This window comes from uncultured Nostoc sp. (assembly GCF_937863485.1).
Classification (GTDB): Bacteria; Cyanobacteriota; Cyanobacteriia; order Cyanobacteriales; family Nostocaceae; genus Nostoc.
Map to the genome: position 1 here is coordinate 1 of NZ_CALMFY010000194.1, position 20859 is coordinate 20859.

At 43.0% G+C, this 20859-nt stretch carries 21 protein-coding genes, 1 tRNA gene and 1 pseudogene; 14 read left to right on the forward strand and 9 right to left on the reverse strand.

Annotated features, from left to right (window positions below; translation table 11 throughout):
- On the forward strand, positions 1–180 hold a 180-nt coding region (locus Q0541_RS26285; RefSeq protein ID WP_298917852.1), incomplete at its 5' end, for a hypothetical protein.
- Between the two features lie 253 nt (positions 181–433).
- Here the strand turns inward: Q0541_RS26285 and Q0541_RS26290 are convergent.
- From Q0541_RS26290 to Q0541_RS26305, 4 genes are all read right to left on the reverse strand, one after another.
- Positions 434–778 carry a hypothetical protein gene (locus Q0541_RS26290; RefSeq protein WP_298917854.1) on the reverse strand — a complete coding sequence of 115 codons (345 nt, stop codon included), beginning with the start codon at positions 776–778 and terminating at the stop codon, positions 434–436.
- A gap of 361 nt (positions 779–1139) precedes the next feature.
- Positions 1140–2780: a class I SAM-dependent DNA methyltransferase gene (locus tag Q0541_RS26295; RefSeq protein ID WP_298917856.1), complete on the reverse strand. Its 1641-nt coding sequence runs from the start codon at positions 2778–2780 to the stop codon at positions 1140–1142.
- Between the two features lie 407 nt (positions 2781–3187).
- Positions 3188–3260, reverse strand: a tRNA-Arg gene (locus tag Q0541_RS26300).
- 65 nt (positions 3261–3325) lie between these two features.
- Positions 3326–4531, reverse strand: a complete 1206-nt coding sequence (locus Q0541_RS26305; protein ID WP_298917860.1) for a murein hydrolase activator EnvC — start codon at positions 4529–4531, stop codon at positions 3326–3328.
- Between the two features lie 374 nt (positions 4532–4905).
- Here Q0541_RS26305 and Q0541_RS34625 point away from each other — a divergent pair, with 374 nt between their 5' ends.
- The 5 genes from Q0541_RS34625 to Q0541_RS26325 all read left to right on the forward strand — a co-directional run bounded on the left by Q0541_RS34625 (position 4906) and on the right by Q0541_RS26325 (position 7973).
- Positions 4906–5079 carry a hypothetical protein gene (locus Q0541_RS34625; protein WP_366941933.1) on the forward strand — a complete coding sequence of 58 codons (174 nt, stop codon included), beginning with the start codon at positions 4906–4908 and terminating at the stop codon, positions 5077–5079.
- Between the two features lie 58 nt (positions 5080–5137).
- The gene (locus tag Q0541_RS26315) at positions 5138–5341 is read left to right on the forward strand and encodes a hypothetical protein (protein WP_298917863.1); all 204 of its coding nucleotides are present in this window, start codon (positions 5138–5140) and stop codon (positions 5339–5341) included.
- A gap of 465 nt (positions 5342–5806) precedes the next feature.
- Entirely contained in the window at positions 5807–7366 is a 1560-nt protein-coding gene (locus Q0541_RS26320; RefSeq protein WP_298917866.1) for an NAD(P)H-hydrate dehydratase, read from the forward strand.
- A 73-nt stretch (positions 7367–7439) separates the two neighbouring features.
- Positions 7440–7739, forward strand: coding sequence for a transposase (locus Q0541_RS34630; protein WP_366941934.1), 300 nt, complete (start codon positions 7440–7442; stop codon positions 7737–7739).
- Positions 7740–7829: 90 nt separating this feature from the next.
- Positions 7830–7973 (forward strand): hypothetical protein, encoded by a 144-nt coding sequence (locus tag Q0541_RS26325; RefSeq protein ID WP_298917869.1) that lies wholly within the window; start codon positions 7830–7832, stop codon positions 7971–7973.
- A gap of 56 nt (positions 7974–8029) precedes the next feature.
- Here the strand turns inward: Q0541_RS26325 and larC are convergent, their stop codons facing one another.
- A complete protein-coding gene (gene larC, locus Q0541_RS26330) occupies positions 8030–9346 on the reverse strand; it encodes a nickel pincer cofactor biosynthesis protein LarC (protein ID WP_298917872.1) in 1317 nt (438 codons plus the stop codon).
- Positions 9347–9404: 58 nt separating this feature from the next.
- Between larC and Q0541_RS26335 the strand changes: the two genes are divergently transcribed.
- The 3 genes from Q0541_RS26335 (at position 9405) to Q0541_RS26345 (ending at position 12472) form a co-directional block, all read left to right on the forward strand.
- Complete coding sequence (locus Q0541_RS26335) at positions 9405–10064, forward strand: L-threonylcarbamoyladenylate synthase (RefSeq protein WP_273762677.1); 660 nt, start codon at positions 9405–9407, stop codon at positions 10062–10064.
- A gap of 396 nt (positions 10065–10460) precedes the next feature.
- The gene (locus Q0541_RS26340; protein ID WP_298917877.1) at positions 10461–11681 is read left to right on the forward strand and encodes a HetZ-related protein; all 1221 of its coding nucleotides are present in this window, start codon (positions 10461–10463) and stop codon (positions 11679–11681) included.
- Positions 11682–11995: 314 nt separating this feature from the next.
- Complete coding sequence (locus tag Q0541_RS26345) at positions 11996–12472, forward strand: PD-(D/E)XK nuclease superfamily protein (protein ID WP_298918018.1); 477 nt, start codon at positions 11996–11998, stop codon at positions 12470–12472.
- On the opposite strand, the gene Q0541_RS26350 is transcribed toward Q0541_RS26345, so the two are convergent.
- Entirely contained in the window at positions 12444–13301 is an 858-nt protein-coding gene (locus Q0541_RS26350; RefSeq protein ID WP_298917882.1) for a DNA adenine methylase, read from the reverse strand. The genes Q0541_RS26345 and Q0541_RS26350 overlap by 29 nt on opposite strands.
- Before the next feature lie 165 nt (positions 13302–13466).
- Here Q0541_RS26350 and Q0541_RS26355 point away from each other — a divergent pair, with 165 nt between their 5' ends.
- The 3 genes from Q0541_RS26355 to Q0541_RS26365 all read left to right on the forward strand — a co-directional run bounded on the left by Q0541_RS26355 (position 13467) and on the right by Q0541_RS26365 (position 15521).
- On the forward strand, positions 13467–13673 hold the full coding sequence (locus Q0541_RS26355; RefSeq protein ID WP_273762674.1) for a DUF751 family protein: 207 nt from the start codon (positions 13467–13469) through the stop codon (positions 13671–13673).
- A 123-nt stretch (positions 13674–13796) separates the two neighbouring features.
- Complete coding sequence (gene rbfA / locus Q0541_RS26360) at positions 13797–14216, forward strand: 30S ribosome-binding factor RbfA (RefSeq protein ID WP_273762673.1); 420 nt, start codon at positions 13797–13799, stop codon at positions 14214–14216.
- 1068 nt (positions 14217–15284) lie between these two features.
- The gene (locus tag Q0541_RS26365) at positions 15285–15521 is read left to right on the forward strand and encodes a DUF4327 family protein (protein WP_273762671.1); all 237 of its coding nucleotides are present in this window, start codon (positions 15285–15287) and stop codon (positions 15519–15521) included.
- A gap of 533 nt (positions 15522–16054) precedes the next feature.
- On the opposite strand, the gene Q0541_RS26370 is transcribed toward Q0541_RS26365, so the two are convergent.
- From Q0541_RS26370 to Q0541_RS26380, 3 genes and pseudogenes are all read right to left on the reverse strand, one after another.
- Positions 16055–16408 (reverse strand): hypothetical protein, encoded by a 354-nt coding sequence (locus Q0541_RS26370; RefSeq protein WP_298917886.1) that lies wholly within the window; start codon positions 16406–16408, stop codon positions 16055–16057.
- 462 nt (positions 16409–16870) lie between these two features.
- Positions 16871–19546, reverse strand: coding sequence for a TonB-dependent receptor (locus Q0541_RS26375; RefSeq protein ID WP_298917889.1), 2676 nt, complete (start codon positions 19544–19546; stop codon positions 16871–16873).
- 273 nt (positions 19547–19819) lie between these two features.
- Positions 19820–20053: pseudogene (locus Q0541_RS26380) on the reverse strand (helix-turn-helix transcriptional regulator); the annotation flags it as partial.
- A gap of 42 nt (positions 20054–20095) precedes the next feature.
- Between Q0541_RS26380 and Q0541_RS26385 the strand changes: the two are divergent.
- Positions 20096–20296, forward strand: a complete 201-nt coding sequence (locus tag Q0541_RS26385; protein ID WP_298917892.1) for a hypothetical protein — start codon at positions 20096–20098, stop codon at positions 20294–20296.
- A 58-nt stretch (positions 20297–20354) separates the two neighbouring features.
- Complete coding sequence (locus Q0541_RS26390) at positions 20355–20858, forward strand: GNAT family N-acetyltransferase (protein ID WP_298917895.1); 504 nt, start codon at positions 20355–20357, stop codon at positions 20856–20858.
- The last annotated feature ends 1 nt before the right edge of the window (position 20859 follow it).

Here is a 20859-nt window from a genome sequence, read left to right on the forward strand (position 1 = left end):
ACGCCAAATAAAAAAATGCGAACGCCAAATAAAAAAATGCGAACGCCGAATCAACAATTGCGTTCGCCGAATCAACAAATGCGATCACCGAATCAACAATTGCGTTCGCCAAATCAACAATTGCGTTCGCCGAATCAACAAATGCGAACCCCAAATCAACAAATGCGTACGCCGAAATAACAAATGCGATCGCCTTAGAGGTTGTTTGAAAAGTGGTTGGCTGTGATTTTAGGCACTTGTTGATCCCCCCTAGCCCCCCTTTTTAAGGGGGGAACCGGAATCAAAGTCCCCCAATTTATCGGGGGATTTAGGGGGATCTAAAACGTTTTGCTACCAACAAAAGGACTTTTCAGACATCGTTTTATAGAACCCATTTGAGATCTATACAGGAGGGCAATCGAATTTGGCTGAACTACGAGCTAAGTTACAAATTTTATAGATCGATCGTCAGGATTTTTTTCTTGCTTTTTTTGTCGCTCAACACGACTGTATTGTAGGGTAATGTATCCGTTCCCAGCGGAATTGGCAGCTTAAAACTGGGGCTTTTATGATCGAGTTCGCCTAAATCAATGCTTTTCTTTATATCGCCATCTGTTGCCAGATAAGCGGTAAGTTCGCCTTTATAATCTTCAATTAAAAAGTCTTTAAAGAAAACGACTGCCCCACCCTCAGGATCTATACCAAGGATGACCGTACCGCTGAAAGTTGCGCCTTTTCGTTCTTCATCAACCGTTGCCACTGGGATTTCCGAGGGGTCTTGACCGGACTTATCTGCCATAAACTTTTTCCTGGACGAATTCTCAACAATTGAAAATGATTTTACAAGAGCGCTATGGGCGATCGCAAAACTCTCAGGACGTATTTCTGCATCGGTCTTGCAAATGTATAGCCAAGTTACTTCTGGTTATACGCCTAATTGGAAGATTGAGTAGGGATGATTCGGGGCCCAAAGCGATCACGTTAGCGAAGCGAGGCGTTAGCCTAGCGTTGCTGCAAAGCAGATCGCATCCCACAAACCTGATAGAGGGGAGACGTTGAGAAGTTTCCGCATAACTTGATCCGACCTTGCCTCGGCAGTAGAGTGCCCTTATCTGTGAACTGACAGGTTTATGGAGTCCAAGGATATATAATGAAAAACGCTATAAATTCAACTTTGCTAACACCTCAGCTAAATCCTTATCCGCCCATTCCCTGTCTTGTCTTGCTACCGCCAAATCTGTCAAAATATCCGCGATCGCCCGATGCACAACTTTATCGCTAACATCCACAAACTGCGACGGACTAAGATTATAATCGGCTTCTCTCAATTCTTCTAACTTAACAACTTTACTCAGCTTCTCCCGCGTTTCCCAATTGCGATAAACCTCATCAACCGCCTTAATCCCTTCCTGCGTCAAAATATTCTTCGGATCGCCCTTGACAAAATAATCAGCAGCATTAATCAGTAAAAACTCGCCCTTACGATTCAGAGGTTTCAGGCGATTTAACAAAATTACCACCCCTGGCGCAGTTGTGTTATAAAACAAATTTTCAGGTAGCAAAATCACCCCTTCAACTCTGTCTTTTTCCACAAATTCCTTGCGGATGTCTCTTTCTTGATTTTTGTTCTGACTCCCCGAACCGCGAGACACTGCACCTGTATCCAAAACAACCGCCGCCCGTCCGTTATCTTTCAGCGATGCCCAAATATGCTGCACCCATCCCCAATCTGCTGAAGATTTGGAGGCAATTCCGTCTTTAAAGCGTTCAAAAGAATCTTCTTCGTAAGCATCTGCGCCGTAATTATCCTGATTCCACATCGGATTAGCAACTACATAATCAAAGCGCATCACCTTCTTGTCAACCGTAAATTTAGGTTGCCTAAATGTATCGCCAATCTCAATTTGTGTATCAGTAAAATCCTGCAAAAACATATTCATTTTAGCGATGGCAAAAGTTGTCCAGTTCAACTCTTGCCCAAATAACCGAGGTGCTTTACTCTCCTGGCCTGGATGCTTGCGGTTGAACACCAGACGCGGCTTAGTCAACAACCTTCCCGATCCACAAGTGGGGTCATAAATCTTTGTGTAGGGTTCAGGGTCAATAATTTCTCCAATCAACCAACCCACCTCTGATGGTGTGAGAAACTCCCCCGCACTTTGCCCCTGTCCTTCAGCAAACTTTCGCAGCAAATACTCATAAGCTTCCCCTAAAACATCCGCATTGGTATTCTTTAACCCCAACCGATGCCGACTGATGACTTCAATCAAGTCTTTTAAATGGTCATCATCCAAAACGCGCTGATTGCTTTGCTTCTCGTTATAATCCTTCAGCGTCAGCGTTCCCGATAACCCAGGATTGCGCTTTGCCACTTCCCGCATCGCCGTTGTGACAAACTCTCCTAAGCCATCTTTAGGATGAAAGCGAATTGCATCCCAACGGTACTCGTGCGGGACATAGTAACGCACAATCGGCTGACGATTATTTTTAATTGCATCTTGATGATCTGCTTCAATGAAAGCACGGGCTAAGTCTCCACCCCCAAACTTCTCGGCGCACTTTTCATACTCATCATCAAAGACATCAGACAGCCGTTTGTAGAAAATTAGCGGCAGAATAAAATCTTTGAATTTTGGTGCATCCGTCGCACCGCGTATCTTACAAGCAGCATCCCACAGCCATTGTTCCATTGCCGGAATATCCAAGCGATCGCCAGCTTGCGCTAACTCTAGAAGTGGTAAATCAAGAGAACCGTTTTTCTCTGCTTGCTTTTTACTGTTTTTCCTTATTCCACGCGGCACTTAACTTAACTCCTGCGTTAGCGTAAAGCTCGCCGTTGGCGTTAGCGTTCGCGCAGCGTCTCTAAGAGTTGCGGTAGCGAGTCCTCTCCCAAAAGGAGACGCCAAGGGCGAACGAGCGTCAGCCTCTCGTAGAGAAGGCATCGCTTCTATATTATTTCGAGAATCCCTATTTTCGCAGTTTCTCGGCTAATTGTTGATAAATCAGAAACAGCAAGCTACACATCCCCGACTTCTCAAAAAAGTCAAGGATCTTGTTTCTGCGCGTTTGATTCTAGATTGCTATGTCAAACGGAAAAACTCTACCTTAGACAGAATTAATAACCTACTTTAGGAAAGTCCATCCTATCCTAATATATATGACAGTTAATATGTTAACAGTAATAAATAATTAGCTAATCTACAGGTAACGAGCGCGGAGGGATTTGAACCCCCGACCCACAGAACCGGAATCTGTTGCTCTATCCACTGAGCTACGCGCCCTTAATTTTTCATATTATAACATGTCTGTGATAAAATTTGTAGCCTAAAGAAACTTGGTTTCTGAGTTAAAGAAAATTAGCTGGGTCTACTGGTGTACCATTCTGACGAACTTCAAAGTGGAGGTGGGGCCCAGTTGAGAAACCTGTAGAACCGACAGCACCGATCGCTTGTCCACGTTCAACTGCTTGTCCTTCGGTGACATACAACTCGCTGGTATGTCCATACAGTGTAGTCATGCCATTGCCGTGGTCGATAATTACAGCTCTGCCATAACCACCATACCACCCAGCAAAAATCACTCTTCCTGAATCGGCTGCCCGAATTGTACTACCATAGCTAGCGGCAAAATCTAACCCGGCATGAAAGCGACGATAGCCAAGAATTGGGTGCATCCGCCAGCCAAAGGGACTGCTAGTAGGAGCGTCGCTAGGATATGCCATTACACCAGTTCCCCGAATGATCATGCTTGTCCGGCTGTTGGTTTTTGCTTGCGCCTCTTCTGCTGCTCTAGCTTCTGCTACCTTTTGTTGAATCAAGATTTCCAGATTTTTGGATTCCCTTTCTAGCTGGTTTTGCGCCGCTTCCAAGGCTAGGCGATCGCTATTCAGGCGTTGAATCAATTCTGATTGTGACTGCGCCTGAGTTTGATAATCGGCTTTTTGTGCTAACAGTTGCTCACGAATCAAAGCAATTTCGTTTTTTTGCTGTTCTACGTCCGTTTTCTGTTTATTGATCAGGTTTGCTTGAGCGTTGAGTTTTACCAAAATTTTCTGGTCTGCCTGATACACTAACTTCAACTGATGACGGCGGCTGATAAAATCGCTGATATTTTCACTTTGGAGCAAAACTGCCCATCCAACAGATGCAGGCGATCGCTGGAGATAACGCAATCGTGCTACTGTTGCTATTTGCCGCTCCTGATAGTCACGTTGGGCTACAGCTAAATCAGCTTCTAACTGCTGGAGGCGTTGGGTGGCGAGTTGTAATCGTGATTCGCTCTCTTGAATGTAGCTATCTGTGGTTTGCAGATTTTGCTTTAAACCAGTCAGGTGTTGTTGGGCCTCTTGTTGGAGATTTGTTAAGCGATCGCGATCGTTAACCACACTCTGATGCTGCTGGTTCATTTGTTGCTGCTGTTGTTGCAAAGTATCAATAGACTCTGTAGACGTTGCGTCGGCTGGACTTAATGCCAAATAAGTACATAAAATGCAGCAAAATGCAATAGATAAACAGCAATAAATCTGTTTTTTTCCGATAAATCGCGCTCTCATAGTGTGCAGCCAAACCAAAATGATGCTTTCAAACACTATGAGGATTATTCCCAAAATATGATTCACCTACTCCAACGCATTCAGGACTTACGCAAAATCATGATAAAACGAACCGCAAAGGACGCAAAGGACACAAAGGAATAAGAGTTTCAAAGAGTTCTTGCGTAAGTCCTGGCATTATTAAATTGGTCTGCCAAGTTGTAAGACAAGAATTCCAGCTATGTCATAAGCAGGTATATCAGCCGATGAGATGTATGAACGCACGTATAGTAATTCTCTTAATTACCTTGGTTTTTCCAGGTTTGGCAGTGGTGGGAGTATCGCTGTATTGATTTAATCTCGATTATGCAGCACCGATCAAAGCTGAAAGGTATGTGGAAAACCTGCTAGAGGTGGGAAAAGTAAATGATAGACAGTTAGAGTCCGCCGATCATCGCACCTACATTCATCACATCAATGTGTTTGCCGATGAAACTTGGGGATTACTGGAAAGAGTAATTGCAGCGCTAGGCATACATGGATTAGTCACTATTAAAGAAAATTCCTAGTTATCTCATGATCGATATTCTCTTCAGATTAGCGGATCAGGCGATCGCCACTTTATAAATGTCTTGCTGCTATGGAACAGTAAATCAAAATATTTTTCGAGCGCTTGCAGCATGGCAAGTATCACCTGTGATTTTAGCTATGGTACTGAAGAGTTTAGTCAATCAGGCATGGGAACTGTTCTGCAACAGTCAGGAAATGGTTTGGTTAAAAAACCAAGTGATTCCTTACTGTGCTAAATCAGCCTGTGGCAATACCTCCTAATCGGCATGGAAACGGAAAGTTACCTGTCAACGAACTGACTCAGTAGAGCATTTGATTAATTCCTAGCGAATTAAATTTGGCAATAGCTTACAATGCCAATGTATCTCAATACAATGTTAATGCGTCCCTCTGCAATGCCAATGTATCTTGATACAATGTTAATGCGTCCCTCTGCAATGCCAATGTATCTCAATACAATGTTAATGCGTCCCCTGCAATGTTAATGTAGTCGGCTGCATTATTAATGCGTTCTTCTGCAATGCCAATGCGTCCCCCTGCATTAAGAACGCTAGGCTTTTACGCAAAACTGTATTAATAAATTGATTGACTACCGCGATTTACTCAAAGCTAACCTCAGTCAGCAAAGTGAAAAGTTGCTAGGTGGTAAGCACATCCAAGGTAAGCTGATGAGTAAAGTAGTAAACCTCTTGTTCACTGAAACTCATAACTCAGCACTCAGGACTGATGCAGAACAAGCAAGAAAAAATTTCGCAAGTGGTAGTGACTGCTGGGCAGATGCGCGATATTGAAGAGCGGATCTTTGCAGCAGGAATGCCTGTAGTAGCTTTGATGGAAAAGGTGGCGGGATTAATTGCCCGTCGCATTCAAGATATCGCCCTAAATCCCCTTAAAAAGGGAGATGTTGCTTCTGGTGTGGGAATTCTTGTCGGCCCCGGTCATAATGGCGGGGATGCTTTAGTAGTAGCTCGTGAATTACACTTTCGCGGGTATAAGATTTGGATTTATTCTCCTTTCTCTAAGCTTAAGGAATTAACTTCGCAGCACTTGCAGTATGCTCAGAGTTTGGGCATTCCAATTTATCAAACAATTGAGCAACTGCCAGATTCTGATTTGTTGATTGATGGCTTGTTTGGGTATGGTTTAGAAAAAAACCTCACTGATCCCATTGCCTCTGCAATTAATCAGCTAAATGAATTGTCTGTGCCGATTTATAGCATCGATTTACCTTCAGGTTTACACACCGACACTGGCGTTGTATTAGGAACTGCGATTCGCGCCACTCACACTTTTTGCTTGGGTTTATGGAAACTAGCTTTCTTCCAAGATCAGGCGCTGGAATATCTCGGCAAAGCTGAGTTAATCGATTTCGATATTCCTTTAGCTGATGTAGAAGCTGTTCTCAAAGATGCACCCAGGATTAAACGTATTACATCAGCAACGGCACTTGCTACTTTACCCCTACCCCGTCCAGCAGTCACCCACAAATATAAAGAAGGACATTTACTGTTGATTTGCGGTTCGCGGCGCTATGCAGGTGGAGCAATTTTAACTGGTTTGGGTGCTAGGGCTAGTGGTGTGGGGATGCTTTCGATTGCCGTACCCGAATCGCTAAAATCTCTTTTGGTGTCACACTTGCCAGAAGCGTTAATTATCGGTTGTCCAGAGACGGAAACCGGAGCGATCGCTCAATTGCAATTACCAGAAAAAACTGATCTAAGTTCCTTTAATGCGATCGCCTGTGGCCCCGGTTTAACACGAGATGCTACTCCGATTGTGGAAGAAGTCATAGAAAGTGATCGCCCTTTGCTTCTCGATGCCGATGGTTTAAATATCCTGGCACAAATGGGAGCGATCGCCACATTAAAAAAACGTCTTGCCATAACCGTACTCACACCCCACACTGGCGAATTCCAGCGATTGTTTCCTGATGTCGCCGATGCCAAGCATCACAGGGTGAAAGCAGTACAGGAAGCAGCAGCGCAAAGTGGGGCGGTAGTGTTGTTGAAAGGGGCAAGAACTGCGATCGCAAACCCTGAAGGTGCCGTTTGGATTGTTCCTGAAAGCACACCCGCCTTAGCACGTGGTGGTAGTGGCGACGTGTTAACTGGGCTACTGGGTGGATTGTTGGCGCAAGCAGCAACTAAACAGATTCCCGTAGAAGATATTGTGGCAGCTGCCGCTTGGTGGCATTCACAAGCGGGTATAATAGCCGCCCAAGAGCGTACCGAATTGGGTGTAGATGCATTTACATTGACACAGTACTTAGTGAAAGCTCTAAGCTAGTCAATTCCCTCGTTCCCAGTCTCCGACTGGGAATGCCATCCTAGAGGCTCCGCCTCTAATTTAAATAGAAATCATGGGACGCAGCCGTTACCACGTACTAGGAACCCAGCCACACTTCCTCACCTGCACAGTTATAAATTGGATACCACTATTCGGCAAAGTTGAATTTACACAAATTATTTTAGATTCTCTCAATTTTCTGCAACATCAGCAGCGTTTAACCTTATACGCTTACGTAATTATGGAAAATCATCTCCATATAATCGCCTCAGCCGCTAGTTTATCAAAAGAAATAGGAAACTTTAAATCATTCACGGCTCGCTGTATTATTGACTTACTTGAGAAAAATAATTCCAACTACATACTTAACTAGCTTGAGTTTTATAAATTAAAACATAAGACAAGACAAGAATATCAACTTTGGCAAGAAGGTTTCCATCCGCAAGCAATTCTGGATGAGGAAATGTTGAGACAAAAGTTAGATTATATTCACAACAATCCAGTCAGACGTGGTTATGTGGATGATCCGGCACATTGGCGGTATTCTAGTTGCCGCAATTACATCGGGCAACTAGGTTTATTGCAGGTAGAGTTGATTGATGTGTGAGGCAAGGCGGGGCCTTGAGGATGGCATTCCCAGTCGGAGACTGGGAACGAGGAGATTCAGCCATTGACTAAATACCAATGCTGTAGCGCCAGTCGTTGAATTTCGCGCCAGGGAATATTATGTTTTCGAGCTAACTCTGCACAATCTTCATATTCTGGCTGCACATTAACAATAACTTTTTCTGGTAATTCTCCCTTCCATGCTACTTTGACACGCACTTTGCCATATTCAATTTCCACTTGTTGAATTTCCCGTTGTAAAATGGCGCGTTGCTGAGTTGTTCGCCGAATGCCTAAAGTAGTGGTTTCGCGAAATAAAACCGCTTCACAACTGAGTAAATTTTCTGGATGACAAATCACAGTCAGCAAAATCCCCGGACGGGACTTTTTCATGCCGATCGCTTGGGTAAAAACATCCACCGCACCAGCCGCAAACAACGCCTCAAACACATAGCTGATCGCTTGCGGGTTTAAATCATCAATTTGAGTTTCTAGTACCGAGATGGTTTCTAAATTTGAGCTAGTATCTTCAAAATCGCTGAAATTTTCTAAATTTGCGATAGTATCTTCAGAATCGCTAAAATTAGACTGTAAACTTGGGCTTTCACCCAGCCAGAGGCGTAAAATATTGGGAATGGGTAAATTTATGGTTCCTGCTCCCAGTCCTATCTGCTTGATAGCGATCGCAGGTGGTGAACCAAAGTCTTTTGCCAAAGTAGTAGCGATCGCGGCCCCTGTAGGTGTCACCAATTCTCTGTCAATTCCATTGCTATAAACTGGACAACTCCGCATTTCCCACAGCTTTAATACCGCTGGTACTGGTACTGCCATCTGACCATGTGCAGCTCGAACAGTGCCGCCACCAGTCGGGAACGCCGAGCAGTAAAGTAAAGGCCATCCTTCGTTATTGCTCTCAATCCCCAACCAATCCAACCCCAGGCAAGTACCTACAATATCGACGATCGCATCTACAGCACCCACCTCATGGAAATGAACTTTTTCAGGCGAAATGCCATGCACCGCCCCTTCAGCGACTGCTAGCTGTTGGAATACCGCCAAACTCCAAGCTTCTGCCCGTGGTGGCAACCCCGCTTTGATAATCATCTCCTCTATTTCTGGCAAGTGGCGTGTGTGATGGTGACTGTGTTCGTGGTCGTGGTGGTGATGATCGTCTACTAAATCCACATGGACTTTAGTTGCCTGCTGACCATTCCGTTGGACAAATTCCGCCCTTAACTGATATTCCTGTTCAATACCCAACCCATTGAGTTTTTCAATTAAATACTCCACAGGAACACCCAAACTTACCAAAGCACCCAGGCACATATCACCAGAAATCCCTGTCGGACATTGAAGATAAGCAATTTTATTCATAATAAATTAGTCATTAGTCATTAGTTATTCTCCCCTATCCCCAATTCTCAATCACTCTATGGCAAAAATTTTCCCAGTTCATCCGGATAATCCTCAAATTCGCCGAATAGAGGAAATAAAGTCGGCGCTTTCTAGTGGCGCAGTCATGCTTTACCCTACTGATACAGTCTATGCGATCGGTTGTGATTTGAATGCCAAGTCGGCGGTAGAACGAGTGCGGCAAATTAAACAGCTAGCAAATGATAAACCACTGACATTTTTATCTCCCTCGCTTTCAAATGTGGCAACTTATGCCTTCGTAAGTGACACAGCCTATCGGATTATGAAACGCCTGATTCCAGGGCCATACACGTTTTTGCTCCCAGCAACTAAATTAGTACCGCGATTGGTGCAAAGCCCCAAGCGGAAAACTACTGGAATTAGAGTACCAAACCATACTGTGTGTTTGGAGTTGCTGGCAGCGTTGGGCAATCCGATTATTTCAACTTCAGCACATCTGCCAGCAGATGAAGCAGATAATGGGATGATTCGGATAGATCCAGAAACTGTTCAGTCGCGGGTAGAGCTATTTGACCGTTTGGACAACTTGGTAGACATAATTGTAGATACTGGCGAAGAACCTACATATGAAGTGTCTACCATCTTGGATATGACGGCAGAGGAAGCAGTAATTATACGGAGGGGTTTAGGTTGGGAAGCAGCAGCAGCATGGGTATAAGAATAAAACTTCACAGGCACACCTCTTTGTTTCGGAAATTGTGATAAAAGCGACTCCAGTTTTGAAACTGTCATATTTAAAGGCGATGTCTACGATGGGCACAGATGCAATAACAGGATGGTGGCAATAGTCGGTACAGCAAGGGATTTGACAAGTTTGAGAAAATGACGGGTACTCATGTTCCCGCGTGAATGTGGCGGCTTGTGAAAAAACCGACACATTGTCATAACCGTAACTCTCTCGTATTTCCTACAGTTTTATATATGAGCTTTAGATGTGAGCATTACATGCGGCAAGTCTTAATGGATGAATGCCCAAAGATTCACAAGCCTTGGCTAGCCTTGATTGCTGTGTCTGCGTTGTAATTACGGTGCAATACTACTCCCTGGAAAAGTCATGAAAGCTAACGTCGTTAATCTACCAAACTCTACACCTATTTTTGATAATCACCTTTCGACCGAAGAATTTTCAGACAGCAGCAGTGGTAACTTGATTGAATTGCTGTGTCAGGAAATGCAAGCACAAGTGAAAGCAGCACCCAGATGCGTAGAAGCTTTAGCAAACCGCATAGCTATAGAAGTAGAACGCATTTGCGACAAAAGCTCCCGTATCCAAACATCTGGGCAAATCAAATCCTGGCAGATTACGTTGGGAAGGCATCGGATGCAAAAGTGCTTACGTTACTACCAACTAGGTTCCAAACAAGGGCGGGTGGAATTACATAGCAATTTGGGTGCTATGGTTTACCGCCATGTAACTATATCCGGCTCTGAGTTGGGCTTTGAGGCTCGTTACAGCCTAATTGAAGATTTTTTACAAGCATTTTATATTGAAGCTATCAAAGCTTTCCGCAGAGAAAACGAACTACCTAATGATCATACGCCGCGTACTCAGCTGCAATTAGCTGAATATATGGCGTTTACAGAACAGTATGCCAAACGCCGGATCAATTTACCTGGTGGTGCAAATCAGCAATTGATTATCTTGCGGGCCCAAGGTTTTGCTCGTCGTCAGCCGCAAGAAACTACTGTGGATATTGAAATGGCGGTAGAGTCTGCTAAGGGTGAAGAAGCAGAATCTTACCAGCGTAACTCGGCGGTGCAACAGCTGCGATCGCAAATGATTGCCCAAACTAATTTTGATCCATCAGAAGAGTCAGAACGCGATCGCGTCATCACTGAATTGATGAAATACCTGGAGTCTCAAGGCCAATCTGACTGTATGAACTACCTCAGCCTGAAACTCCAAGACCTCTCAGCCCCAGAAATTGACCAAATTCTCGGTTTAACTAGCCGTCAGCGCGATTATCTCCAACAACGCTTTAAATACCATGTAGAAAAGTTTGCCAAACAACACCATTGGCAATTGGTACATCAATGGTTAGGTGCAGGTTTAGAACAAAAATTGGGTTTATCTTCCCAGCAGTGGGAAGTCTTTTTAAATCAACTCACACAACAGCAACAGCAAATATTAGAGTTAAAAACTGCAAGGCAAAACGACCAAGCGATCGCCAAAGCCATTAAATGCACTCCCAAACAGCTACAAAAGCGCTGGACTCAACTCTTAGAACTAGCATGGACTATCCGCAACGGTCATACTGAAGCTCAGACAGGCTAAAGCTAAGGCGAAATCACTAAAATTTATCCAAGCTCAATTCTAGTTATTAGAGAGGTTAGGAAAAAGGTTAAGGGGCAAAGAGAAAAGGAAAATCCCATTTCTTTCATACTTCCTGAATTAGCAACTCGTTCTTGATCCCAATTATTAATACATTTGTATTTATCTAGTACAAAAATACCAAGTTTTTCGGATTTTTTGCCTATTAATCCAACCTTGTTTAGTCAAAATCAAAAATTCATATTAAGCAACTGATTATTTGTTACTACTTCTGTGAAATCCTATAATAAACAGGACTTTTGGCAGAGGGATTGATGATGGCTCTGACTCAAGGCGGACGGGCAAATAAGTCTGGGAATATTTTAGAAGGAAATGTAGAAGCAATCTTAAATGGGCATAATTATTTCCAAGTAGGGAACTATGTCCCAAAAGAATTTATATTGAATGCTGCTTTATTACCAAAACGTTATGGAAAAGAAGTTTATATTGGAACTGGAATTTATCATACCGTTTTAAAGGTTGATTTTTATGTTGTTGGCTCACCTGCAATGCCGTCTGGTTTAATCTTCGAGTGCAAATGGCAAGAAAGCCCCGGTTCTGTTGATGAAAAATTTCCTTACTTGAACATGAATATCCAGAATTATTACCCTGCACCAACTATCGTGATTTTAGGCGGTGAAGGTATGCGAGAAGGCGCAAGCAAATGGCTAAAAGCACGAGTTAATGATAATCATAATTTATTAGCAGTTTATAGCTTAGACAGATTCATTGCTTGGGCAAATAAAAATCTTTAAAAGATGTAATTAGTAGTTCGTAAATCATGCCTCTATTTTTTATGTTTGAGTTAATTGATCGGGCTGCTTTGATTCTGTAGGTTTCAAAATTGATATCACTATAAATTTTACTAATAAATTCGCTATCCGAATTACATACCATAACTTTGACACCACGACTTGCCAACTCTGCACAAGTATCTCTTAAAAGTTCTTGGTCTTTTTTACTAAAACAATTTTGATTATAAGCAGTAAAATAGCTAGTGTCACTGATAGGATGATAGGGTGGGTCAAAAAATACAAAGTCATCACTGCTAGTCGCATGATTTAAGACTTCTGTAAAATCTGCTTGTCGGATTTCTGCATGAGAAAGTGCTATTGAGGCTAGTCGCAGTAAATTTTCATGACAAATATTGGGATTTTCATATCTGCCTAAAGGTACATTGAATTTGCCCTGTGAGTTGACTCGATAAAGACCATTAAAACAAGTCTTATTAAGATAAATAAGACGAGCAGCTTTTTCTATATCAGTACCATCCAAGTTGTTTCGGACACTATAGTAATAATCTTTATTATGTCGGATTTTATGCACTTTCAATATAGAAATTAATTGCTCAACATCATCTCTTACACAACAATAAGTGTTAATTAATTCGGCATTAATATCAGTTAAAATCGCTGCACTTGGTTGGAGATAGAAAAAAACAGCACCACCACCTAAGAATGGCTCATAGTAATTTTTATAACTTTTGGGAAAATAAGGAATATATTGCTGTATCAACCTACTTTTACCCCCTGCCCACTTCAAAAATGGACGTGGGCTAGTTTCTTTGGGGATTTGAATTACCATTTACCTACGATTTAATTGAAAATAATTGTGACTAAATAAAGCCAATATAACCGACGAGCCATATTTTAGATTAACTGGCTAATTTTCCAGCCGCATAGATTACAATTGAGTAGATAAAGCATATCAAAACAAACGTAAGTATATAACAAGGCAGTTTACATTCAGATGTTTGACGGATTTTGGGATAACGTCTTTCGCTACCCCCGGTACTTAATTACTATTGTCTTAGGCCTGTTTCTGAACACCTTTGCGCCATTAGTGCCACTGTTGAAGCGCCCAGTCACCTTGATCGCTATCTTGGGTTTATTTGTAGGCAGCCTAGTCTTCCTTACTTTCACCCTACGAGCAATGTTGGGCTTGAGTACAATCTAGACTAGCGCTATATCGGGGTTGTGCCCCACAGACGGTTGCTCTTGGCGTTGCTCACGCTAAGTACTGTCTACCCAACTTACATCTATTTTTGTTGTACAACCTCTGTGAGGAGGCGAAATTTTTATGGCTACAAATCGCCGGGTTTCCCGCGTTGCTGAACTGATCAAACGGGAAGTTAGCCAAATGCTGCTCAACGGCATTAAAGATGACCGTGTGGGTACAGGAATGGTAAGTGTTACTGATGTTGATGTTTCCGGCGATCTCCAACACGCCAAAATCTACGTCAGTATCTATGGTACAGATGAAGCTAAGGTAGAAACAATGGCAGGCTTAAAGTCGGCGACGGGTTACGTCCGCAGCGAACTTGGGGCGCGGGTACGGCTACGTCGGACACCAGAGGTGATCTTTCTCGAAGATCGCTCCATAGAACGCGGTAATAAAGTACTGGCACTACTAAACCAACTTAACCATGAGCGTCCGCCAGAAAATCTCGTATCAGTAGAAGACAGCACAGATCAAGATGATGAATCATCTAGTGAATAAGTAACTTAAATAACAATGTAACTTCAGAACAATTAATCTCAGCAAATCCGCCAAACAGTTTACAGACGTGACTAGATCGCGTCTGTTTTAATGTAACCATAATCTACTTCAGCGATCGGTAGTTGCATGTATATGCTTTCTGTTTATCGTAAATCAAAGGGTTTAAGACCCCTTCTCCTTTTGAGAGAGGGTTTAAATAAGAGTCTGAAACTCTCTTTTCTACCAGAGGTTGGACGAACAATTTTGAATTTTGTTAGCGCAGCGTAAAGCCTGCGGCTGGCAACTCTTAGAGACGCTACGCGTAGCAAGATCCCCGTAGGGGTACGCTTAGAGCGAGTCTGCGTTCGCTTTTAGCGTCTCGTAGAGAGCGTCATTTTGAATTGTTAAGTGTGTCCTAATTACGAATTAGTATTACTCCGCCCTTTTACAGATGTTTATCAAAAGAAAACTGTGTGATATTAGTGCTGAAAATAACCAAGATATTACGGTTTTACTTAATAAATTGTTAATAAATGCTAGGATAAAAGCCTTCGTAGTGTATTTTAAGCGTTATGTTTTGCAACAGTTTATACCGTAGTATCTGACAAATATTCTTGTGTTGTTTAGCCTTAGATAAATACCAGCAGTTCTAGATCCGGCTTTAAGATGATTATTTGATATGTAAGCAATGCCTGCGGCGGGCTATGACGCTCCTGCGGACGCTCGTTCCTCGCTACCGCTAACGCTACGCTATCGGCGTCGCGATATGAATTCTCCCCACCCGCCAAATCTTGCCTAAATACGGTGATGGCAAGACTTTTAGACTTGTTGAATAAAAATCATCCAGCCACCCTAGCAGGTTAAGTTAACTACAAGGAATTTTTTTTGTAAAGCGGATTTTCGCGGAATGTCAGGATTTTTTGACTTTCTTAACATTTCTTGAAATATTTTCCGGATATGTAGCGTCAAAATAAAAATAGTTCCGTATAGCAAACTACAAAATCCTAGCCACACCTGTAATTTCTGTAATGTTTGTTCCTAATTATTAACGGGAACACTATCGTAAGTGTTAATTTGTGAGTAAAAACCATGAGTGTGAATACGGTGCCTTTTATCAATTACTACTCTCTAGATGTGATTCAAGACGAAGCACGCCGACTGGTGCAAAAGGGAATGGTTAGCAGACAACAGCCAATATATACCCTCTGCCAATACATTCCAGCGAGAGAGTGGGTTTGCGTTGAATGTGAATTAGAGAAATGTGACTTTTTGTTACGCGATCGCATTGGCGACCTAATTGGTCGTGAACAGTGGGACAACGACTAATCAATGTTTGATTTCGGATTTGGAATTGGGACTTTATTTTTGATGTGTGGATGTCACCATCAACGATTCGACGCCCAATCTGGGGAATAATCTCTGGTTTTTGATGAGCATTGCCCCATACAAAATCTTGCGTTTTTCATTAATACAGAAACATTTGAGTCTGAATTTATACAATTTTTCAAGTTGAAGTAGATATGAGAACCATTTGTTCTGTATATCTGGTGCTACAGCTTGAGTCTAGTGTGTAAGTTCTGTGAAGTTCCTACATTGATCTGATAAAAGTGGAGGAACTTCACTTTTGACTTGCAATTCATTACATCGCTTGCCTCAAGTGAGCGATAGTTTGCTTGCTGTTTAAAATAAAAATCCGTGCTGAAAAGTTTGCTAAGTTGGGCTAACCGACACCAGTTGATACAACAGATAGCGCAGCGTAAAGCCTTTGCAAACAACTGGCTCAACTTTCGCAAAATCTAAAGTTTATATAGTATTCTTTCTTAAAAAATCTCGAAAAGCATAAAAAATCATCGGAAGTATTATCCTACTTGCTCTAAATACTGATTAATGTCTTCAATGATACGGGTAAGTTCAGCTTCTGTAGTCAAGCGGATGTTGACGTTGCGGACAGTCAGCAAAATTTTGGCTGCGAAGGGCGTTGGCCAGATATTAGGATTGCAGAAAATTTCTAAAAATACTTCACCCGTATAACGATATTCCAGGGGAGGCTGGGGAGTGACTTTACCGCCGCCAGGAGTAGGTTTAGCGGCGACAGCTTTCAGGCGCTCCATCAGTTTATCCGTCGCTGTCTTTAATTCTCGTGCTGCTTGGGGTGAAAAACTGAAGGAGACAGAACCTTCAATTAGGTTCAAGGTTAGAGGAGTTGAAGACATATGTTTTTTATTAAAACTTTTTGATAAGTAACACTGTGGTCAATATTATTGCACAAGCTGAAGCAAGTGTGAATGTCAAAACGCTCAATAACAATAGATTAAGTAAAGCGAGGCAAAGGTATTTTCATAAACACCTTTTGTTTGGGTTTATAGACTTCAAATATCAACTCTCAACAGATTAAGAGAGATCCAAAAAATAAAATGCCCAGCAGTTTCAAGGATATTGTTGCCAAAACGACAAGATTTTGGCGCTTTCGCCCGGAGGGCGAAAGCTAGGCTCATAGCATTTTATTACTTGTAAGTGCCTTAACAGAAAAAATGCAGTTCCTATTTAAAGCGTTGTCCACAAAACGAGTGCTGGGGCAAGTTGTTCAGCCGATGACCAACAAAGCAAGCGAATTAAAACTCCCATCTTTATGAAATTATCAATCACTTCCCTGCATTTTGAATGAAGCGCCTAATTCAGAACTCGTAGGAAATCGTTGCTTGCACATTAAACGGTGCGCCTGGATAGACGAGGGTTCGCCTTGAAGCAGTTTCATAGTATTCCACGTCAAAAAGATTATTCACGTTGATACCAACTCTCCAGTTGTCTCGGCGGTAAAACAAGGCAGCATCAGCACGGACATAACTGGGAACCTGGAAATTGCTGTTGGGAAAATCGCCTTGCTGTTCGCCCACAAAGACTAGCCCAAATCCAAAGCCTAATCCTCGGTAATCACCGCTTTGAAGTTCGTAGGTTGTCCACAGGTTCGCCGCGTTTTTGGGAACGTTCTGCAAAAATTCACCCACTGGAATGTCATTGTCTTCGGTGACTCGCGCATCGGTATAAGCATAGCCTGCAATGATATTCCATCCCGGTAGGATTTCGCCCCCCATGGTGAACTCAACCCCTCGACTGCGCTGCTCACCGATTTGGATCGAGAAATTGATCGGATCAACAGGGTCACTAGTTTGCACATTGCTCTTAGTAATCTGAAAAGCAGCTAACGTCGCAGACAGAGTATTAGTGATGTCTGCTTTGATGCCGACTTCGTATTGGTTGCCCCGCTCAGGCTCAAAGAGTTCTTGAGTTCGCGATCGCCCAATCACCGGATTAAACGATTGACTGTAGCTGGCATAGAGAGAAATTGGTTTAATAGGCTGATAGACAATGCCCACACGAGGACTGAATGCTTGATCCCCCTGAAAAGAGGTTCCCAAACTATCGTACTGTTCGGTGAAGTCAAATCGTCCACCGACTAGCAAGTGCAAATTATCGGTAATGTCAATCTGATCCTGAATATAGATGCCCAAGCTGTCTGTGAAAGTTGTGCCATAGTTCTCGATTTGGACATTTGGTCGAGTAACATTGTAATTTGGGTTGAAGATATCGATTGTCGGTAATGGAACAGTACCAAACGTGAAATAGTCGGTAGTGCGACTAAGATCAAACCCGACTAATAATTGATGCTGAATGGAACCCGTGGCAAATTTCCCAATTAGATCGGTCTGCATTTGATAGCTCTGGGCAATGGAAACCCCATCCGCATAGAGTTTATCAATAAAGCGATCATCACGGAAGTCATTTTCTACGTATGTATAGCCACCAGAGGAAGATGTATTAGAGAAAGAAAGTCCATTGCGAAGCTGCCAGTTATCACTGAACTTATGCTCAAGTCGGTAACTCGCCTGATATTGCTTCTCGGTATACCTGTCCAGGGATGGATAGAACAAGGCTCGATTAATCGGCAGCACCAGAGAACCATCACTGAGGGCTAATACACCAAAATCAAGCTGTGGATCGTTATAGGTATAGGAGAAGTCAACCGTTAAGGTCGTATTTTTGCTGATATTCCATTGCAGGACAGGAGCCACAGAAAAGCGCTGCTCACTCACAAAGTCTCGAAAACTGCCATTGTTTTGATAGGCTGTATTAAGCCGATACCGCAAATTGCCGTCATCAGTTAAGGGTCTTGAAAGATCAAGCTCTGAACGGTAAAAGCTGAACTGCCCCCCTGTGAAGTTGACATTATAATAAGGCTCACTCAGAGGCTGTTTCGTCACCGTGTTGATAACGCCTCCAGGCTGCAATTGCCCAAACAAAACCGATGCCGGGCCGCGTAACACCTCAATGCGTTCTATATTCGCAAGATCCACATCCACGGGTGCTCTGACACCGCTACGAAACCCATTTATGAGGTTGAAATCTTGTCTAAATCCGCGAATAACAAAACTTTGATTTTGACCAAAATACTGTGAGACACCCGGAGCATTATTTCGCACTGCATCTTGCAGTCGATTCACGCCCTGATCTTTAATCACCTGATTGGGAATGACTTGAATTGACTGGGGAATGTCTCGCAAGGGGGTGTCGGTTCTTGTCGCTGTTGTCGCATTTTGCACATTATAGCCATCCTGCTCCCCTGTCACTACCAACTCAATCGGCTCATCCTGTGCTGCTGGTTTCTCTTGCGGTGTCTGACTAGGAGGCTTTTCTTGAGTCTGCGGTGTTTGGGGTTGCTGTGGTGGCTGTGTCGCTATTGCAGTAGAAGATATATCAAAAACCAGCCCAGCATTATCATCAAATAACTCAACAGTGGGTAAACCCTTCTCACCCACCACCATCACTCGCACAGTATTCGCATCAACATTCGTAACTGTTATTTCAGTAATTCCCGCAAGCGGTTTTTCCGAACGAAACGTAAAAGCCTCGCCTGACGCTAAACGCAACTGCCCACCAGATATGTCGGCAATAAAATTATTACCCGTACTGCGATTTGTGACTGGCAGTTGAGTACCAAGAGGTGTCTGTAAAATTATCTCCACACCTTGAGCAGTGGGATTTGCTTTAACGGACGTTATTGGTGTTATTTGTGGTGTGGGCGACTGCACTAGTAAAAGTTGGGCATTGGTAATGGGGGGTTCAACTTCGCTTAGTTGTCGAATTATAGGAGAATTGTTTCGGCGTAGCCCGCCTTTGGCATCGCCCCTGCCAACTTTCAAAAGGCGAGTCAGGTTGCTGGAAGTACGGGACTCGACATTATTATCTGATTTCACTTGTGCCGATGCAGGCATAACTACTAAAGCACTCAAACATCCTGATAGACTCAGTGCCAGCCACAACTGAAAACCGCTATATAACCAGGAACTTTTCATCACAACTCCTCAAACACCAACTTGCTAAACCTAAGTTTATTGACACTATTTGCAATGAGCATATCAAAAAGCAGAGATTGATCATTCAACTCCTTGAATGCCTAAAAACTTAATTCCCTGTTACAGGGAATCAAACTACTCAGCTTTTATTGAATATGCACACAAGCCCAGGATTTTAATCAAAATCTGGTTTATTGCAAATTATTTTTATTCTTTAATGAGAGTAAGTATAAAGAAGAATTGGTTATTGAGTCAATGGCAAAAACGGCATCGTCAGTCCGAAACGGACTTTTTCCCAGATAAACATTCACTCGGCATGATACCGAATCTACGTTTAAAAGCAGATGCAAAGCGTCCTTGCTCAGAATAACCAACGAGGTTAGCAACCTCGCCAACGGTGATGTTTCCCTGACGTAATAACTTTTCTGCCCACTCCATGCGCTTGTCTGTCAGGTAGCGAAATACTGTTGTGCCAAAGAGTTCCTGAAATCCGCGTCGGAGAGTGCGTAAGTCATAGTTGGAGACTGATAGTCATCTTAGTGCTATTAATTGACAATAATTTTACAGCGACTAGGGCTAGCTCTCACGAAAATGCAAGGGTTTGGGGAGCTGCCAGGAGCGATCGCTTGTCTTAGACAGAAGAATGCTTGCAGATTATGCAAACAAAATGGAGCGATCGCACTACTCAAAGCATTTCACGCCTTGATAGTAGCGCCTGAAATCGACTCTGCAAGAATTGCTATTTGCTAGGTAAATTGGGATATAGATGCGGAAAAATTTTCTGTGTAAACTTGACCAGCAAATGGTGATGAAAAACTATTATCAAGATTTTTTAATTCGTGATTGGGTGGAAAGCGATCGCACTAGAGCCACCGAAGTCATCAGTTATGTATTATCAGAATACGGTCTGAGTTGGGAACCAAACGGTGCTGACCGAGATCTGCTGCGAGTAGAGGAATATTATTTAGCCACTGGGGGAGAGTTTTGGGTAATTGAACACCAAAGCCAGTTAGTGGGTACTGGGGCATATTACCCCATACATCGTGGCGAAAAAGCTGTAGAAATCCGCAAAATGTATCTTTTGCCCAGCATCAGGGGTTTGGGATTGGGGAAATATTTGTTACAACAGCTAGAAGCAGCGATCGCAGATCGTGGTTTTGGGCAAATTTGGATTGAAACCACCAGCGTTTTGGTGGAAGCAGTCAAGCTGTATGAAAGCAACGGTTACACTCCAGCAACAGGTGTGGAAACAATAGGCTGCATTGGCAGCCGCAAGCATCGCGTGTATGTTAAGTTACTGCACAACAGTTAAA

What these genes read in the sequence shown, in the direction of transcription:
- Q0541_RS34630 (WP_366941934.1), top strand. Translation starts at nt 7,440, where the DNA reads ATGGGACGCAGCCGTTACCACGTACTAGGAACCCAGCCACACTTCCTC.
- Q0541_RS26370 (WP_298917886.1), bottom strand. Translation starts at nt 16,408, where the DNA reads ATGTCTTCAACTCCTCTAACCTTGAACCTAATTGAAGGTTCTGTCTCC.
- Q0541_RS26350 (WP_298917882.1), bottom strand. Translation starts at nt 13,301, where the DNA reads ATGGTAATTCAAATCCCCAAAGAAACTAGCCCACGTCCATTTTTGAAG.
- Q0541_RS26320 (WP_298917866.1), top strand. Translation starts at nt 5,807, where the DNA reads ATGCAGAACAAGCAAGAAAAAATTTCGCAAGTGGTAGTGACTGCTGGG.
- Q0541_RS26315 (WP_298917863.1), top strand. Translation starts at nt 5,138, where the DNA reads ATGTCTTGCTGCTATGGAACAGTAAATCAAAATATTTTTCGAGCGCTT.
- Q0541_RS26325 (WP_298917869.1), top strand. Translation starts at nt 7,830, where the DNA reads ATGTTGAGACAAAAGTTAGATTATATTCACAACAATCCAGTCAGACGT.
- Q0541_RS26365 (WP_273762671.1), top strand. Translation starts at nt 15,285, where the DNA reads ATGAGTGTGAATACGGTGCCTTTTATCAATTACTACTCTCTAGATGTG.
- Q0541_RS26335 (WP_273762677.1), top strand. Translation starts at nt 9,405, where the DNA reads ATGGCAAAAATTTTCCCAGTTCATCCGGATAATCCTCAAATTCGCCGA.
- larC (WP_298917872.1), bottom strand. Translation starts at nt 9,346, where the DNA reads ATGAATAAAATTGCTTATCTTCAATGTCCGACAGGGATTTCTGGTGAT.
- Q0541_RS26305 (WP_298917860.1), bottom strand. Translation starts at nt 4,531, where the DNA reads ATGAGAGCGCGATTTATCGGAAAAAAACAGATTTATTGCTGTTTATCT.
- Q0541_RS26390 (WP_298917895.1), top strand. Translation starts at nt 20,355, where the DNA reads ATGAAAAACTATTATCAAGATTTTTTAATTCGTGATTGGGTGGAAAGC.
- Q0541_RS26375 (WP_298917889.1), bottom strand. Translation starts at nt 19,546, where the DNA reads ATGAAAAGTTCCTGGTTATATAGCGGTTTTCAGTTGTGGCTGGCACTG.
- Q0541_RS26345 (WP_298918018.1), top strand. Translation starts at nt 11,996, where the DNA reads ATGGCTCTGACTCAAGGCGGACGGGCAAATAAGTCTGGGAATATTTTA.
- Q0541_RS26290 (WP_298917854.1), bottom strand. Translation starts at nt 778, where the DNA reads ATGGCAGATAAGTCCGGTCAAGACCCCTCGGAAATCCCAGTGGCAACG.
- Q0541_RS26340 (WP_298917877.1), top strand. Translation starts at nt 10,461, where the DNA reads ATGAAAGCTAACGTCGTTAATCTACCAAACTCTACACCTATTTTTGAT.
- rbfA (WP_273762673.1), top strand. Translation starts at nt 13,797, where the DNA reads ATGGCTACAAATCGCCGGGTTTCCCGCGTTGCTGAACTGATCAAACGG.
- Q0541_RS26355 (WP_273762674.1), top strand. Translation starts at nt 13,467, where the DNA reads ATGTTTGACGGATTTTGGGATAACGTCTTTCGCTACCCCCGGTACTTA.